The sequence below is a fragment of the Priestia sp. AB genome (assembly GCF_028369225.1).
GTDB classification, from domain to species: Bacteria; Bacillota; Bacilli; order Bacillales; family Bacillaceae_H; genus Priestia; species Priestia megaterium.
The window spans coordinates 1-15,902 of record NZ_JAQMYN010000013.1 but is presented as its reverse complement, the minus strand read 5'-3'; the positions used below and the strand labels follow the sequence as shown (position 1 = coordinate 15,902).

At 33.2% G+C, this 15,902-nt stretch carries 13 protein-coding genes and 1 pseudogene; 9 read left to right on the top strand and 5 right to left on the bottom strand.

The features are described from left to right. Positions 1 to 656: 656 nt before the first annotated feature. The 3 genes from pruA (at position 657) to POF52_RS25525 (ending at position 5,369) form a co-directional block, all read left to right on the top strand. Positions 657 to 2,225, top strand: a complete 1,569-nt coding sequence (pruA, locus tag POF52_RS25535) for an L-glutamate gamma-semialdehyde dehydrogenase (RefSeq protein ID WP_271996077.1) — start codon at positions 657 to 659, stop codon at positions 2,223 to 2,225. A gap of 80 nt (positions 2,226 to 2,305) precedes the next feature. After that, on the top strand, positions 2,306 to 3,220 hold the full coding sequence (locus tag POF52_RS25530) for a proline dehydrogenase (protein ID WP_271996075.1): 915 nt from the start codon (positions 2,306 to 2,308) through the stop codon (positions 3,218 to 3,220). Between the two features lie 451 nt (positions 3,221 to 3,671). Further along, positions 3,672 to 5,369 carry a sigma-54 interaction domain-containing protein gene (locus POF52_RS25525; RefSeq protein ID WP_271996073.1) on the top strand — a complete coding sequence of 566 codons (1,698 nt, stop codon included), beginning with the start codon at positions 3,672 to 3,674 and terminating at the stop codon, positions 5,367 to 5,369. A gap of 132 nt (positions 5,370 to 5,501) precedes the next feature. On the opposite strand, the gene POF52_RS25520 is transcribed toward POF52_RS25525, so the two are convergent. Both POF52_RS25520 and POF52_RS25515 read right to left on the bottom strand, forming a co-directional pair. Continuing rightward, complete coding sequence (locus tag POF52_RS25520) at positions 5,502 to 5,774, bottom strand: HU family DNA-binding protein (RefSeq protein ID WP_271996070.1); 273 nt, start codon at positions 5,772 to 5,774, stop codon at positions 5,502 to 5,504. Positions 5,775 to 6,188: 414 nt separating this feature from the next. Then, positions 6,189 to 6,413 carry a hypothetical protein gene (locus POF52_RS25515; protein ID WP_271996067.1) on the bottom strand — a complete coding sequence of 75 codons (225 nt, stop codon included), beginning with the start codon at positions 6,411 to 6,413 and terminating at the stop codon, positions 6,189 to 6,191. Between the two features lie 1,194 nt (positions 6,414 to 7,607). Between POF52_RS25515 and POF52_RS25510 the strand changes: the two genes are divergently transcribed. Continuing rightward, on the top strand, positions 7,608 to 7,862 hold the full coding sequence (locus POF52_RS25510; protein ID WP_271996064.1) for an HU family DNA-binding protein: 255 nt from the start codon (positions 7,608 to 7,610) through the stop codon (positions 7,860 to 7,862). A 1,113-nt stretch (positions 7,863 to 8,975) separates the two neighbouring features. Continuing rightward, positions 8,976 to 9,176: a cold-shock protein gene (locus POF52_RS25505; RefSeq protein WP_074684454.1), complete on the top strand. Its 201-nt coding sequence runs from the start codon at positions 8,976 to 8,978 to the stop codon at positions 9,174 to 9,176. 487 nt (positions 9,177 to 9,663) lie between these two features. Here the strand turns inward: POF52_RS25505 and POF52_RS25500 are convergent, their stop codons facing one another. Beyond that, positions 9,664 to 11,064, bottom strand: coding sequence for a DEAD/DEAH box helicase (locus tag POF52_RS25500; protein ID WP_271996059.1), 1,401 nt, complete (start codon positions 11,062 to 11,064; stop codon positions 9,664 to 9,666). Between the two features lie 284 nt (positions 11,065 to 11,348). Here POF52_RS25500 and POF52_RS25495 point away from each other — a divergent pair, with 284 nt between their 5' ends. After that, positions 11,349 to 11,552, top strand: a complete 204-nt coding sequence (locus POF52_RS25495) for a cold-inducible protein YdjO-related protein (protein ID WP_095380013.1) — start codon at positions 11,349 to 11,351, stop codon at positions 11,550 to 11,552. A 284-nt stretch (positions 11,553 to 11,836) separates the two neighbouring features. On the opposite strand, the gene POF52_RS25490 is transcribed toward POF52_RS25495, so the two are convergent. Further along, a complete protein-coding gene (locus POF52_RS25490) occupies positions 11,837 to 12,040 on the bottom strand; it encodes a cold-shock protein (RefSeq protein ID WP_047934552.1) in 204 nt (67 codons plus the stop codon). A gap of 386 nt (positions 12,041 to 12,426) precedes the next feature. Between POF52_RS25490 and POF52_RS25485 the strand changes: the two genes are divergently transcribed. The 3 genes and pseudogenes from POF52_RS25485 to POF52_RS25475 form a co-directional block, all read left to right on the top strand. After that, complete coding sequence (locus POF52_RS25485; RefSeq protein ID WP_034652964.1) at positions 12,427 to 12,612, top strand: hypothetical protein; 186 nt, start codon at positions 12,427 to 12,429, stop codon at positions 12,610 to 12,612. Positions 12,613 to 12,953: 341 nt separating this feature from the next. Next, entirely contained in the window at positions 12,954 to 14,006 is a 1,053-nt protein-coding gene (locus POF52_RS25480) for a fatty acid desaturase (RefSeq protein WP_271996051.1), read from the top strand. A gap of 424 nt (positions 14,007 to 14,430) precedes the next feature. Beyond that, positions 14,431 to 14,547: pseudogene (locus tag POF52_RS25475) on the top strand (RsbT co-antagonist protein RsbRB); the annotation flags it as partial. 654 nt (positions 14,548 to 15,201) lie between these two features. Here the strand turns inward: POF52_RS25475 and POF52_RS25470 are convergent. Next, positions 15,202 to 15,726: a hypothetical protein gene (locus POF52_RS25470; RefSeq protein WP_271996048.1), complete on the bottom strand. Its 525-nt coding sequence runs from the start codon at positions 15,724 to 15,726 to the stop codon at positions 15,202 to 15,204. Positions 15,727 to 15,902: the final 176 nt, after the last annotated feature.

Genomic DNA, 15,902 nt, shown 5'->3' with positions numbered 1-15,902 from the left:
TTTACACACCTCCTTAATTTCCTTTATCTAATTAAAAAAATATATCCTACAAAGAAATAAAAATATTCTATAAAATAATAACTTTTAGAATTATATGATAGTTTATTTTGTACATTTTTGTCTATAATTTTCGTGAAACGAAAATATAACTAAACATTTTTGTTTATATTGCAGTCTAATTATATTAAGGGTTTTATAAAAAGGAAACTATGTTGTTAGGCTTTCTTACATGCAAATAACTTGAGTTTCAACGCAATAAAGATTGATATACACTTTATCGATTCCTTGAAAACTTATTTCTTAGCTTAAAATGTTGTTGTGCTTCTTCTTCTAAGTAAGCTGTTAGTAACAGGTCCGAGGCTTGGTTACATTATAAACAATGAATACCTCTCATTCTCCTTCTCAATAAGATAAATATATTCAAAAAAATATGACCGGATATATGACCCTGTATTTCAGAAGAGAATTAAAGTGTTATAAAATAACTTAATCAAATCGACAAAATTGTTTAATTTATATTATTTTTTTTATTTATTTGAACAATTTTGTTAAAAAAGTAGTGTACAAAAATGTAAGAATATGATTATAATATGTCATACCAAGTTTGAATATTAATTATGTTTAAAATTTTCTAATAATTAAAAGGGGCGAATAATATGATTACAACAACTAACAAGGGTATTAAAGAATATAAGCATGAGCCATTCACAGATTTTACACTTGAAGAAAATAACAATGAATTTAAAAAAGCATTAGAAGTTGTTCAAGCAGAACTAGGAAAAGATTATCCACTTGTTATTGGGGGAGAAGCTATTACAACGACTGAAAAAATTGTATCCATTAACCCAGCCAATAAAGAAGAAGTGATTGGCCGAGTTTCTAAAGCAGATCAAGAATTAGCTGAGAAGGCTATGCAAGTAGCACTTTCTACATTCAATACGTGGAAAAAAGAAGACCCAGAAGTACGTGCAGACATTTTGTTCCGTGCAGCAGATATCATCCGTCGTCGTAAACATGAATTCTCAGGGTACCTAGTTAAAGAAGCTGGTAAGCCATGGAAAGAAGCTGATGCAGATACAGCAGAAGCTATTGATTTTCTTGAATTCTACGCTCGTCAAATGGTGCAGTTAAAAGATGGAGCGCCAGTACAAAGCCGTGAAGGAGAAGTAAATAAATTTAATTACATCCCACTTGGTGTAGGTGTCATTATTTCACCATTTAACTTCCCATTAGCTATTATGGCAGGCACAGCTGCTGCTGCGATTGTAGCTGGAAACACTATTCTTTTAAAACCAGCAAACAATACACCAGTCATTGCAGCAAAATTTGTGGAAGTAATGAAGGAAGCAGGACTTACTGAAGGTGTTCTTAACTATGTTCCTGGTAGTGGCGCAGAGATCGGTGATTATCTTGTTGACCATCCTAAAACACGTTTTGTTTCCTTTACTGGCTCCCGTGAAGTAGGTTGTCGTATTTACGAACGCGCTGCAAAAGTACAACCAGGTCAGATTTGGTTAAAACGTGTTATTGCTGAAATGGGTGGAAAAGACACGGTCGTTGTCGATAAAGATGCAGATTTAGATGTAGCAGCATCCTCCATTGTATATTCTGCATTTGGATTCTCAGGACAGAAATGTTCAGCTGGTTCCCGTGCAGTAGTACATCAAGATGTATATGAGGAAGTACTTGAAAAAGCAGTTACATTAACAAAAACATTAACGATGGGTGACCCAACAGATGTGGATACGTATATGGGGCCTGTTATTGATCAAGCTTCTTATAATAAAATCACAAAATATATCGAAATTGGCAAAGAGGAAGGCAGATTAATGGCTGGTGGAGAAGCAGACGACTCAAAAGGATATTTTATTCAACCAACCATCTTCGCAGATATCGACGAAAAAGCACGCTTAATGCAAGAAGAAATCTTTGGACCAGTTGTAGCTTTCTGTAAAGCTCGTGATTTTGATCATATGATGGAAATAGCAAATAACACAGATTACGGATTAACAGGTGCATTACTTTCTAACACTCCTGATCATATTGAACGAGCAAAAGAAGAGTTCCATGTAGGAAACCTTTATTTCAACCGTGGTTGTACTGGGGCAATTGTTGGGTATCATCCATTTGGTGGGTTCAACATGTCTGGAACAGATTCAAAAGCAGGGGGTCCTGATTATTTGATTCTACACATGCAGGCAAAAACAACGAGCGAAACACTTTAAAAAAAAGATGGGGCAACTTTTTTTAGCTGCCCCATTTAAAAAATGATAACAAGGGTGCATATATTTAGGGGGAAATATTCATGTTGGCAGAGGTTTCAAAAAACGTTTTTCTTCACGCTTCCCAAAACAAGGTGTTAAATAAGGCTGCAAAAAAATGGGGTCTTCGATTCGGAGCTGCGCAAGTTGTGGCAGGGGATACGATTGAGAGTGCCATTAAAAAAGTTCAAGAGTTAAACGAAAAAGGGTTGATTTGTACACTAGATCATCTAGGGGAATTCGTTTTAAGTAGAGAAGAAGCGATAGAGGCAACACAATATAATGTACGAACATTAGAAGCTATGGGTAGAGCTGGAGTCAATAGTAATTTATCGGTTAAAATGACTCAACTCGGTCTAGATATTGATCCAAGTTTTTGTATGGAAAATATGAGACGAATTCTTGAGACAGCCACAAAATATAACAATTTTGTACGAATTGACATGGAAGATCACGCACATTGTCAAATCACATTAGATATCCTGAGAGAATTACGTCAAACGTATGATAATGTGGGAACAGTAATTCAGGCCTATCTATTTCGAGCTGAACAGGATGTGAAAGAATTAAAAGGGATTCCCCTACGCTTAGTAAAAGGGGCTTATCAAGAATCTCCTTCTGTAGCTTTTCAAGAAAAAGAAGAGGTAGATAAAAATTATATGAGAATTATCGAAGAGCATTTGTTGAGTGGGAGCTATACGGCAATTGCATCTCATGATCATCATATCATTGCTAAAGTAAAAGACTTTGCCCAAAAACATCATATTCCACGTGATCAATTTGAATTTCAAATGTTATATGGATTCAGGACAGACATGCAACTAAGTTTAGCTAAAGAAGGATATACAATGCGTGTATATATTCCGTTCGGTAATGATTGGTTTGGTTATTTTATGCGTCGCTTAGCAGAAAGGCCACAAAATGTAGCTTTTGCGCTTAAAGGATTCTTTTCTAAATAATTGGTGAGTTTCTCCCCTTCTACAGAAAACATTCATTGAAACAACGTTTACTATTATAAATTGTAGGAAGTACATTATAGTATAATGTGCTATTTTATAAAGGGAAAAATAAAGACTATATGACAATATTCTTGCTATAAAGGTTATGTAATCAGTATAAAAATCCTTTTATACAAAGGTTATTTTGTTAACGGTCTCTAACATAATGTTATATATATTGATAGAAATAATAAGGAAATGCAGCTTTAAGGCACTTCATAAGGAATGATTTTCTCCCCTTCAAATATAGTATAATCTCTACTTTGCTTAAGTTGATGATATATTATATTTGAAGGGTTTTTCTTTGAATAAAAAGAAAAAACCATTTAGCAATGAAATAGGATTTTAAATATATGATGCATTCTTTAAGTAGTAATAAATTGGACAAAATTAGTAATGGGGAGATTTTATTATGTTCAAATTAGGCCCAATTGACTTAGATAATTCTTTTATTGTAGTTAACCCATATACACCTTTAATAGATATAAAACAAAGTTTTGTAGATTATAAATTTGTTGTAGTGTCAGGGAGAACACACCACATTATTGCAAATAATGAGTGCAACCTTATACCTATAGATAATGATTCAATGCCTGTAGGTAAATGGATTGAGAAGGTAAAATGGATTCCTTCTCCTATTCACACAATAACTGAACTTTACGCGTCACAACTAGATTGGAGCCGACCTATTCTAGTTAAAGATTATGAAAAAGAAGACGTTATGGGGATACTGACTGCTAACCAATGGATTCAGCAACTGGTTTTAAAAAATAAAGAGGCTTGGGCCTCGTTTTCTACATTAGCAGAAACCATTAATGATGCAGTTACAGCTGTAGATCAAGAGGGAAACGTTATTTGTTGGAATACTGCAGCTGAGGGGACATATAAGATTAAACGTGAAAATATTCTTGGTCAAAAGATTGGCGAACATTTTCAATCAGATTCTATTATATTACATCGTATTTTAAATGAAGGACGTCCAGTTCGTGGGGCTTATCATCGTCCTAACAATGATAACCATGTATTAATAAATGCTTCTCCCATTATAAAAGATAATAAAATTATTGGAGGTATTGCGACTGAGCATGATATTACTCAAATTGTTCGATTAAATGAGGAACTTGATTCATCATCATCATTACTTATTCATCAACAAAAACCTTTCTCTTCTATTATTGGAGTTAACGCAGAAATTCAGCAAGCATTAAAGGTCGCACAAAAAGTCGCCTATGCAGACATTCCAGTCCTGGTAACTGGTGAATCCGGTTCAGGAAAAGAGATGTTAGCTCAAGCTATCCATTATGAAGGCTCAAAGCGCAATGGACCTTTTGTATCTATTAATTGTTCTGTTATTCCTCCCACTCTTTTAGAGATTGAATTATTCGGGTATCAAGAAGGAGCTTTTACAGCTGATAATAAGATTAAACAAGTTGGAAAAGTCGAACAAGCATGTAATGGAACGCTGTTTATTGAAGAAATCGATAAAATGCCACTAGATATTCAAGAAAAATTCTTAAAATATTTAGAGGATCACTCATTTTATCGGGTGGGTGAAGCTGAATTGGTGACACTCCCTACAAATACACGTGTTATAGCCTCTACTTCACAGGCATTAGAAACAATGGCAAGCAAAGGAGAGTTTAACGAAAATCTATATTATCATTTAACTGTAATAACTATTGATATCCCTCCTTTACGAAAAAGAACAGAGGATATTGTTAAATTGGTTCAACAGTTTGTACAAGAATTTAGTTCTAAATATAAGAAAAAAAATCCAGAAATTAGTTCAGAGGTTATGAATATATTAGTTAATTACAATTGGCCAGGAAACGTCCAAGAGCTTCGAAATGTCGTGGAACGATTTATTCTTCTTAATGATGGAAACATTATCAAAAGTAATCATCTTCCTAATAATATAACTAATCACTATTTTTTTAGTAATAATGATCTCAGGAAACAAAATGAAACATCACTTCAGGAAAAAGAAGAGTTATTAATGATTAAAGATGCTTTGCATGAAACCTATGGAAATAAAAGTGCGGCAGCTAATTTACTGGGGATATCTAGAGGAACTCTTTATAATAAGATCAAAGAGTACGGGCTAAACTAATTTAGTTGTATACTTTTCATCGAATAACTAATTTATTTTCCTTTTGATAAAGTTAGTTTTAATTGTCATAGTAAGAATAATAAAAACCCTCTGGAGACAAATCTCTAGAGGGTTTATTTTTATACTGGATGTTTATTTTACAGCTTCTTTTAATTCTTTTCCTGGCTTGAAGGCTGGAACTTTTGAAGCCGGAATCGTCATTTCTTCGCCTGTTTGAGGATTACGGCCTGTGCGTTCTGCACGTTCACGTACTTCAAATGTGCCAAATCCAAGTAGTTGAATTTTTTCTTCTTTTGCTAGTGTATTAGAAATCGTTTCAAATAACGCGTCTACAGCTTTTTTTGAATCTTGTTTTGTTAGCTCTGATTTTGTTACAACTGCATTTACCAGTTCAGTTTTATTCATATTCAAATACCTCATTCTCTTATTTTTAGATGATATGTAGAGATGCTAACATATCATAGTTTCTACACACTTGTCACTTAATAAGGTTAGGTAAAGGAAGACGAATTTCGGTTTTTTCCTAGATATTTATACTGAGATTTGCTCTGTGACGAAATGAAGTCCATCCAAACTGGATAATGAGTCATCCATTGCAAAATCCCCACTCATATAATATAGAAAAATATGTATATGGATTTTTAATTTAGTTTAAAATAATAACATATTTCCCAATCGCCTGAATTTTAACAAGCCTTTGCTCCGGTTGAGCAAAGGCTACTTTTTTGATGAGTTTCTTCTATACAATTTTGAAGAGACTTTTGTGTAAGTAAAATTAATCGCTCTAAAAAGATTTATCCTTTTAGAGCGATTAATTTTTTATGACTCTTTATAGAGGTAATCATGAGTATGATCTTTATTAGCAGCAACCACAAACCTTGATTTTCCTTCTTGGCATTCATGAGCGATTTCGATATCGCCACAATAAGGACAAGTAAGGTATCCTCTAGACTGCATATGGTTGGAGCTAATTATTTCCTCAGGTTTAAAAACGTCCATTCTTATTCCATAATGAGTAAAAGCACCTTTTTTTACGCTTATCATAGGATTTCTTCCTCCTTCTTATTGTGTATAGGTTCATTTTTAGTATATAAGATGGATATGGATAATTTAACCTTTTTCAGTTAACTTGTCTCAAATATTTAGAAAATTAAATTGTAAAGGAATTATTGAGTAAAAGAGTCAAAGATAAATTCTACTTTTATGCCTTAAAGAACGCATCCCTATTAAAACGAACATCAAAATAAAAATAATAAACGTTAGATAATTTCAAAATAACTTATTAAATAAACCATTAATACTTTTTATTTTCAAACCCAAATAATATTTGTTGTTACATTATTCATAAGAGTAAATAATAAAATATTTTAGATGAAAATAATTTAATCATTACTTATATTGTAGAAAAACGTTGTATTTGTCGTTATTAAGAGTAAAGGTTAAAACTATGATTTTTATAAGTAAGTTTATTAATTTACTGTTTTATATAAAATAAATTAGTTTTTTATTTTAGATTTAATTTACGCTATTTAAAACGCATTAAAATTAAATACTTATAGATTTATTGTTTATTTGTTATATATATAACAATCTCTTAGAAGGGAAATAGAAGGTAGATTCGTATAGGATAAGAAGTAAAAGTTCATTTTTGCCTGGGTTAAGTGTAAATAATGAAATGTTTAATATTTACTTGATTACATCTGTGTATTTCTTGAAAGAGAAAGTCTCTCCATTTAGCAAAAACGGGTTATTGGCAATAATGAATTTTAAAATAAAAAATATAATTCTTTAATCTCTTCTGTATATTAATCTATAAAACTGTCCAAACTAATAACGTATTCCCCCCTATTCCGATAAATTTGAAAATCCTTTGCCTATCAGCAAAGGATTCTTTTTTATTAAGTACAATTTATTATAAATGATTTTACGTAATGTGAATTATCAGTAAAAGAAGACCCCAAAGTAAAGGTCCTTGTTGTTTTAATATTGATTACCTGTGGCTCTAAGAGAAGAAGCTCCAATAAACTCCCCAACTAATTGAGTTCTTTTTATTTTAAGTTTCTGTGGGACATGCGTTTATTATAGCTGTAGAGAATTAACTGTATTAAAGAACTTGTTATATATTGTATATTAATCAAAGGGTATTTACCTACTTTTATCTAATCTTATAAGAGAGCAAGTGCATAAAAGCTAGGTTATTCTCCTAATATACTTGCTTAAACAAATGAAATGAGGTGTTTGATAAGTGCCGTTGCAACAAAAGCAGGTCTAACACAGAAAGACGCTACAAAAGCTGTGAATGTAGTATTTGAAACAATTGCTGCCGAACTTGCCAAAGAAGAAAAAATCCAACTAATTGGCTTTGGTACATTTGAAGTACGAGAACGTGCAGCACGAACAGGTCGAAACCCTCAAACAGGTGAAACAATGCAGATTCCTGCTTCAAAAATTGCTTCCTTTAAAGCAGGGAAGGAATTAAAGGCTGTTAAATAACCTCGTGTATCTACAATGGATAGAAAAGGTGCCTTGTTTTGATTTTTATAAAGTAATATAAGTTTATAAATTAAACACCCATTTGCCTTTATTTCTGCATATATACTCTGCTTCTTCAATCAAATCCTTTCACAAAGATAATTATTGTCCCATTTCAAAGACTTTTTTCATTTTACGTAAAATTTTTTATAAACTTATTCAAGAGGGAGCAAATCGGATGTCACAAGAAATCGAATTATTGAATATGGGAATTCATTTATGTAAAGAGATTAGGGATTTATTAGAAGAGAGAGAGAGCATAGGAATTTAGTTTTTAAATAATTAGTTACAAATAATGATTTCTCCCCCTTGCCTTTAGAATATGAGAAAAAATAATCTCTTTTAAATGACATAAACCATAGGTGAGGTGTACAAAAAGCCAATTTAACTTTGTTTTTTTTGTTATTTATTTACACGCAAAAATCCAGATTATGTGTAGACTTACCTCCATGCAGATATTCTGCATAAATCGTCATCAGCAAAGGTTTATTAAATTTGAACACTGGGTATTATCAAATCAAGACGATGTGTTAATAGTACCGCCCGTGCATAGGGTGTGTCCTCCCCATTCAATGAAAAATGGCGCCTAAAACGGCGTCATTTTTTATTTGTAAACAAGTTTACGGATTCTAGCGCGTAGGTTGCATTTATATGAAAAAGGTATATAGATTCCTATCTAATAGAATCTATTTTTACGTCACTATTCAAATTTTTTTTGAGTAAACTTCCCTTTCTTTTGGACAGATCGGTCCCATTGTGCTCTCTCATCTAATTTAGGTTCATATTGATGAATACAATGCATAATGCATTGTGTGGGCAACGGTTAATTTTCGATCTTCCATCATTTCCATGTTTAGAAGGTCACTTATAAATATTTTGAAGTTTTTGCATGATAACCTCATTATGATGTATATAATCATACCCTAATGATCTTTTAGTGAAGTGGGTAATGATAAAGAACGTTAGAAAGATCAAATTAATTTAAGTTTAAGATGTCTTTATTGGGATAATATAATAAATAAGCTAGGTTTAATTATAATCTGGTTTATTTTCTATATTCTAGGAGGCAACAAAATGGAACACGGTAAAGTGAAATGGTTTAATGCAGACAAAGGTTTTGGATTTATCGAGCGTGAAGGTGGAGAAGATGTGTTTGTTCACTTCTCAGCTATTCAAGGTGACGGTTTTAAATCCTTGGATGAAGGTCAAGAAGTGACTTTTGATATCGAACAAGGGCAACGTGGACCACAAGCGACAAACGTAAGTAAAGCATAAGAAAACATAATAAAAAAACAGACTCTATCTTCAGAGTCTGTTTTTATTTTAAAAGTCCTTTTTACCAGAACTCATTCAGTAGTAATTGTTATTCGTAGTTCATTAATTCTTCTTCAAAGAAAAAAGTATTTGGGTATTTGTTGACTGTATAAGAGTATCTTTTCATGTTTTTTACATAATGACTTTTTAAGATTATCACTACTTCATTGGATACTCTTATAGCTACTACTTCTCCATTAGTAAATATATTTTGGCTCATATTCTCATCCCTCTAATATTAGATATTAGAAATAATAAAATTTTCACTTTCAATTATCTTAGAGATAATTGAAAGCTCCTAACATTCTTTGTTTTGCTGAATTCTTTTGTACGGTATTTTTAGTTCTTCACAATCATAAAGATTAAAGATTAGTGGTTTTTGACACCTTACAGTGTGATAAATCTCAATACTTGCTAATAAAGGGTACAGTTCTCAAACAATAAGGGGTTATTTTCTATAATTTTTTTTACGGCCCACTGTCTCTTTTCTACCTCTACCTCTCTTACGTTCTGCTCTTGCCTTTTTATTACGAAGTGGTGCCACTTCAGTCAATTGGACAGGAGTCATATTCGATTCTTTTGTTAGGAGCTTTAAAGTAGCTGATAATAAGGTAACAGAATCCACCTCTTCTAATAACTTTTCCGCCATAGGTTTATATTCACCAAACTCACTCTTATCGATGGCGGTCAAAACGCGGTGAATGATTGCTTCCTGATGTCCTGCCATTACCTCACTAGAAGTAGGAGGTGATTGTCTAGACATTCTGGTTTTCGTGACATCTTCTATCACTTTTAAGTGATGACGTTCTCTCGGAGTTATAAATGTAACGGCCAATCCCTTAGTACCTGCCCGTCCTGTTCGACCAATACGATGAACATAGCTTTCAGGATCCTGAGGAATATCAAAATTGTAGACATGGCTGACACCTGTAATATCAAGTCCTCGTGCTGCAACGTCGGTTGCAACCATAATCTCAATGGTATGCTCCTTGAATTGACGAATCACATCGGCACGTTTTGATTGTGTAAGATCTCCATGAATACCCTCTGCTGCATATCCACGCTTTTTTAGCCCTTCAGCAAGTTCATCCACACGTTTTTTCGTACGTCCAAATACAATAGCTAGGTCTGGTGATTGAAGATCTACAAGATTGCAAAGAACATCAAACTTTCGATTTTCTGGAATTTCTACATACTGTTGCTCAATATTCTTTACCGTTAACTGCTTCGCTTTTACTTGCACGAGTTCAGGAGTGTTCATAAATTTCTGTGCTAAACTTTGTACTTGCTTGGACATGGTTGCTGAAAATAGTAAAGTTTGATGGGGAGAAGAGATGCCACCAAGAATCGTTTGGATATCTTCAATAAAACCCATGTTTAACATTTCATCTGCTTCATCCAGAACAGCCGTACGAATATGATTTAAACGAATGGTTCTTCTTTTCATATGGTCCATAAGACGTCCAGGAGTTGCTGAGATAATATGAGGTCTTTTCTTAAGGGCCTTGATTTGACGATTAATGTCCTGCCCCCCATAAATGGGTAATGTTTTAACTCCTTTTACCTGTCCAATTCGATTTAACTCTTCAGCTACTTGAATCGCCAGTTCACGCGTCGGCGCTAGCACAATCCCCTGAATTGCTTCTTCAGAAAGCTCAACTCGTTCTATAAGGGGGATACCAAAAGCTGTTGTCTTGCCAGTACCTGTTTGAGCTTGACCAATTAGATCTTTACCCGTCATAGCTATCGGAATAGCTTCAGCCTGAATCGGTGTAGCCTCTTCAAAACCCAAGTTATGAATGGCTTTTTCAATGTCCTTGCTTAAATGGAAATCAGAAAAATTTTTCAACTATTTCGTGCTCCTTCTCTTACTTAATTCAGAAATGAGAAAGGTACTCTTTAACCAGAGATTCTGCTTATTCATTCCTGTGTATGGTAAATCAGTGTTACTATCCACGAATATCTTGTTCTAACATATCTGTACAAGACGAACTCATGCCTTATTTTATCCGCGCTTACGTGTATTTATAAATTCTTATAGTACCTGTAAAGAGTAATGTAATTTAGAAAGATATGGTTCCTACTATTTCTTTTTTAAAAGGTATACTACTTAGGAGGAGGGATGATGTAGTTATGTATTATAACCATAGGAAGAAAGATCAAGAACCCTTACCAAAAGAACAAACAATGATTTGGGAATGTGAGTCAGAAGAATGTAAGGGTTGGATGAGAAAAAACTTCTCTTATGAAAATCATCAAAAGTGTCCTTTATGTGGCCATAAAATGAGAGCTGAAAAACGACTTTTAGATGCGTCACCTAATCCCCATCAAAAATAATGAATGGCTACCTTTTGGAAAAATACTTAAAAAAATTTCTGGCACTTCTTTAACTAAAATTAAACTTCTTACCAAAAAAACATGCGATATTTGCTTTATATTTCTAATATGTGGTATAACTAGTCCATACCTTGTACCGTTTGTTTTATCTAGAAACCAGACTTAAAACTCTGGTTTTTCTATTATATCTAGATTTTAAAAGTAGATATAATACGTTTTTTGCTAGCTAATGGAATCAAAAGTAAAAAAAGACTCCCAGGTGGAGTCTTTTTTACTCATTTTAATTATGCTACTTTATGAACGTTAGCAGCTTGTGCTCCGCGTTGGCCTTGTTCGATATCAAACGTTACTTTTTGACCTTCGTCTAACGATTTAAAGCCTTCACTTTGAATAGAGCTGAAATGTACGAATACATCGTCTCCGCCTTCGATTTCGATAAAACCGAAGCCTTTGTCTGCATTAAACCATTTCACTGTACCTTGTTCCATAATATTGCCTCCTAGTGTAGAGTACTCCACACTTATATTACTACCCTTGTCCAACCATACTATCTTAAGATGAAAATTTCTATGGAAGAGATTTCTCTTCTCTTAATCCTACACCGAACAAAAATAATTAACTTAATCGTAACATATAAAACCTAATATAGCAAATACAGGAAAAACGACCCTTTCAAGCGTGAAATCCTATTGTAAAAAGATTAATTTAAGATCTACTAGGAGTAAATAAATTCAATTGACTTTCCACATATGTAGCTTACATACAAAATAGTAAGCGTGTTAAGAGCCCTGCTGTTTTTGTGTAGATGAAATTTTTTATAAAATGGATATCTTGGGTACAATACAGGGTATATACGTGGTAGAGGGGGGATCGTTTGAGACTGAAGGATGGAGACTTTTATACAGATAGTAGAAACGGTAAGGTATATAGATTAAATGAAGATGACAAGGGCAGCTGGTATGTGAGTACGCATGAAGATAATGATAAACTGTCTAGAACATCGGGGCGTGATATGATGAAATTGTTAAAGAGTTTTTATACCAAAATGAACAAAAGTTGAACATTCATAGCTCTGAAAAACTACCGGCCCTAGTCATCATTTAGAGGAGGTAGTTTTTTATTCGCAATATATTTAAAAAATAGTGGCTCAAAACCTGTTGGTAAGATACAGGTTTACAAGCACCATTACATAGCTAGGACTACAATAATCCTAATGCTTTAATCAAACTGATTTTTCCCACACACTTTTTTCCTTTTATTAAGAAAATACATTCACACATGTATGACAGTTGTCATACTAGTTACTTGACGTTTATATCTTTTGTTACCAGCTACTATGTTCTACTATAAATGTAAAGAAGAGCTGTATATTAAATATGGTAAAGATGTAAGGAGGAACACATGAGCAAACAAAAAACGACTGAATTAAGAAAAAATGTAGCACCTTTTGAAAAATCCAATACGAAATCGAGTATAAAGCAATTAATAAACACATTCCTACCGTTTTTACTACTTTGGTTTCTAGCTTATAAAAGTTTGTCCGTTTCTTATTGGCTAACACTGCCATTAGCTATTGTTACAGCCGGGTTCGTCGTCCGAATCTTCATTATTTTCCATGATTGTTGTCATCAATCATTTTTCAAAAGCCGAAAAGCAAATAATATCCTTGGTACAATCAGTGGGGTTATAACCATGTTTCCGTATGAACAGTGGAAACGAAGCCACTCGATTCATCATGCTACGAGCAGCAACTTAGATAAACGAGGGACTGGTGATGTGTGGGTCATGACAGTTGATGAATATGTTGCAGCTTCCTACTGGGACCGGTTAGCTTACCGAGTTTACCGTAATCCAATTGTTATGTTTGGATTAGGTCCCATCTATCTTTTCTTCGTTTCTAACCGATTGAATCGAAAAGACGCGAAGCGAAAGGAACGTTTGAACACGTATTTGACCAATTTCTCAATTGTTGCAGTGTATGCACTTTTATGTTGGGGTATTGGTTGGCAAGCTTTTCTGCTCGTTCAAGCTCCCATCCTTTTTGTAGCAGGGTCACTTGGAATTTGGCTATTTTACGTACAGCATCAATTTGAGGATTCCTACTTTGAAAATGAAAAAGAGTGGGATTACGTGAAGGCTGCAGTTGATGGTAGCTCCTATTACAAGCTCCCTAAAGTTTTACAATGGGTAACAGGTAATATTGGGTTCCATCATGTACATCATTTGGCTCCAAGAGTTCCAAACTATAATTTAGAAAAGGCGCATGAGTCTACGCCACCATTACAGAAAGCAACAACCATTACACTAAGCACAAGCTTGAAGTCTCTTCGTTTTCGACTTTTAGATCAACAAAATAAACGTTTTGTAAGCTTTAAAGAAATTAAGCATCTCGTAGACACTAAAAAATCGCGTATGAATTTGAATAATAAAAGGCCAAATCTAGATAAAAATTAAATATTCATACGATAAAACTATTCATTTCCTAATAAAAAATACCTGGATTAGTTGAACTATAATCCGAATAAGGGTCACTACATAAAAAGTGTCCCTTATTCGCTATTTGTCTACATTATTATTGTATGTAAATCTTAAAACCATTTATTTACATGTAATACATTAACTTTTATTCAATATTCTTTATCTCTTTCATCTAATACACTTTTACTTTAACTATCCTCTTGTACAGCTACTTACATATATAGAATATTTGACTCTACGATCCTTCCTAATTTATCATTTTATAAGACTAATCGCTAAATCAATTAGTCTTATAAAATGATAAATGAATTGAAAGGAGAATAGATTTGAATCAGAATGAACAGTTACGTACCTTTTTACTAAGTAATGCTAAACGACTAACCGAAGAATGGTACGATTCATTAGACCAAAAATTGCCCAAACAGCCATTCAACTTGGTCTTTCATTGAAAAATATAAGAATTAAGTCGAACCTTGCTCAAGCACTAGATTCTTATATTCAAATATCTATCCAGTAAAGATTAATCAAAAAGCCCTTGGCTCTTGGCTTGTCATGCTGAAAATATATTTATTCTTATTACAGACTCTCTAACAAACTGTTTTCTGCATTTAATAGTTTGTTTTATATAAAATAATTATGTTTTATTTCTTAATCGAAAGGGTAATGTATTAATCTGGATTGGAATTTTACAAGGAACAGTTTTTTTGATCTGTTTCTTTTTTTTGATTATAAAACGAATAATTAATGATAGTTTAAACAAACTAATCAAGATGTTTCCGAGCATCGACTCATACAACTAAATTCTGCAACAGAAAAAATCTACCTCTTTTGACTGGGAAGAGATAGGTTTTTCTGTTTTTTTAGCCGAATACGATATATACCCTTAATTAAGTCGGGTAAGTTAGAGGCAGCGATGCCCTATCCTCCCCTAAGAACCGTGCGAGCCCCTTTCAAGACACATCAGCTCAAGCCTGCAGGTCCATTTACTATCGTATCTTCGTCACATATCAAAATGGTAAGCGAAACGTACGCCTACGCTCCAAACGGAGGTATACATAACAGTACGTTTCTTTCGTCAAAAGATAGCCACAACCTTATGTGCCTACGAGAGACCAACGAAAAGGATCTTTATGGAAAAATAAATAAGGACCTTGATAAAGTAGGGGTACTCTTATGTATTATTTATTTCTTCTTTACCATAAAGTACTTCTTTTTTTAACGTGTCAAAGTCTCTTTTAGCTACTTTTTCAATCTTATCAAATAATTCATTCCCTTTGATTAATCCTTTTTCTTCTAGTATTTCTTCTAACGCTTTAAATCTTACTCTAGATAAAACGACCTCATTTACGGCATTAACCAACGACTTCTGATCTTTTGTAAGTTCTTTTTCTTTGGCTAGTTCTTGTTGTAACTTAATTCTAAATACGACTTTTGTGTCATCTGATATCTCTGCTGCTTGATAAAAAGTACTGTGCGAAATATTTTTCATTTTAAGTTTCTCATTTGTATCAACAATAGTAAGTTCAAAATCGGGGCTCTCGAAAAATAAGTCATATAAGTTATAATTCTTTTTTCCTATAACCGAAAATGCAAAACCAATCTTTTTTAGCTGCTCACCTGTAGTGGAATGTGTAATGGTCTTTTCTTCGAAATTTTCAACGTTAAATTCAACATTATTGATAATTAATTGTTTCAATTCAACCACCTCTTTATCAGTAATAATACGACGAGTCTTAAAGGATTCCCTGTTTTCTCAAGATAAAAAAGGACACTGCTTAATCAATGTTGTAAGGGCCTTTTAAATTTATAAAGATCAAGAAAGGGCAAAAAATAGAGGATAGAAGATACTCATTTTATAATCCAAATTATTCT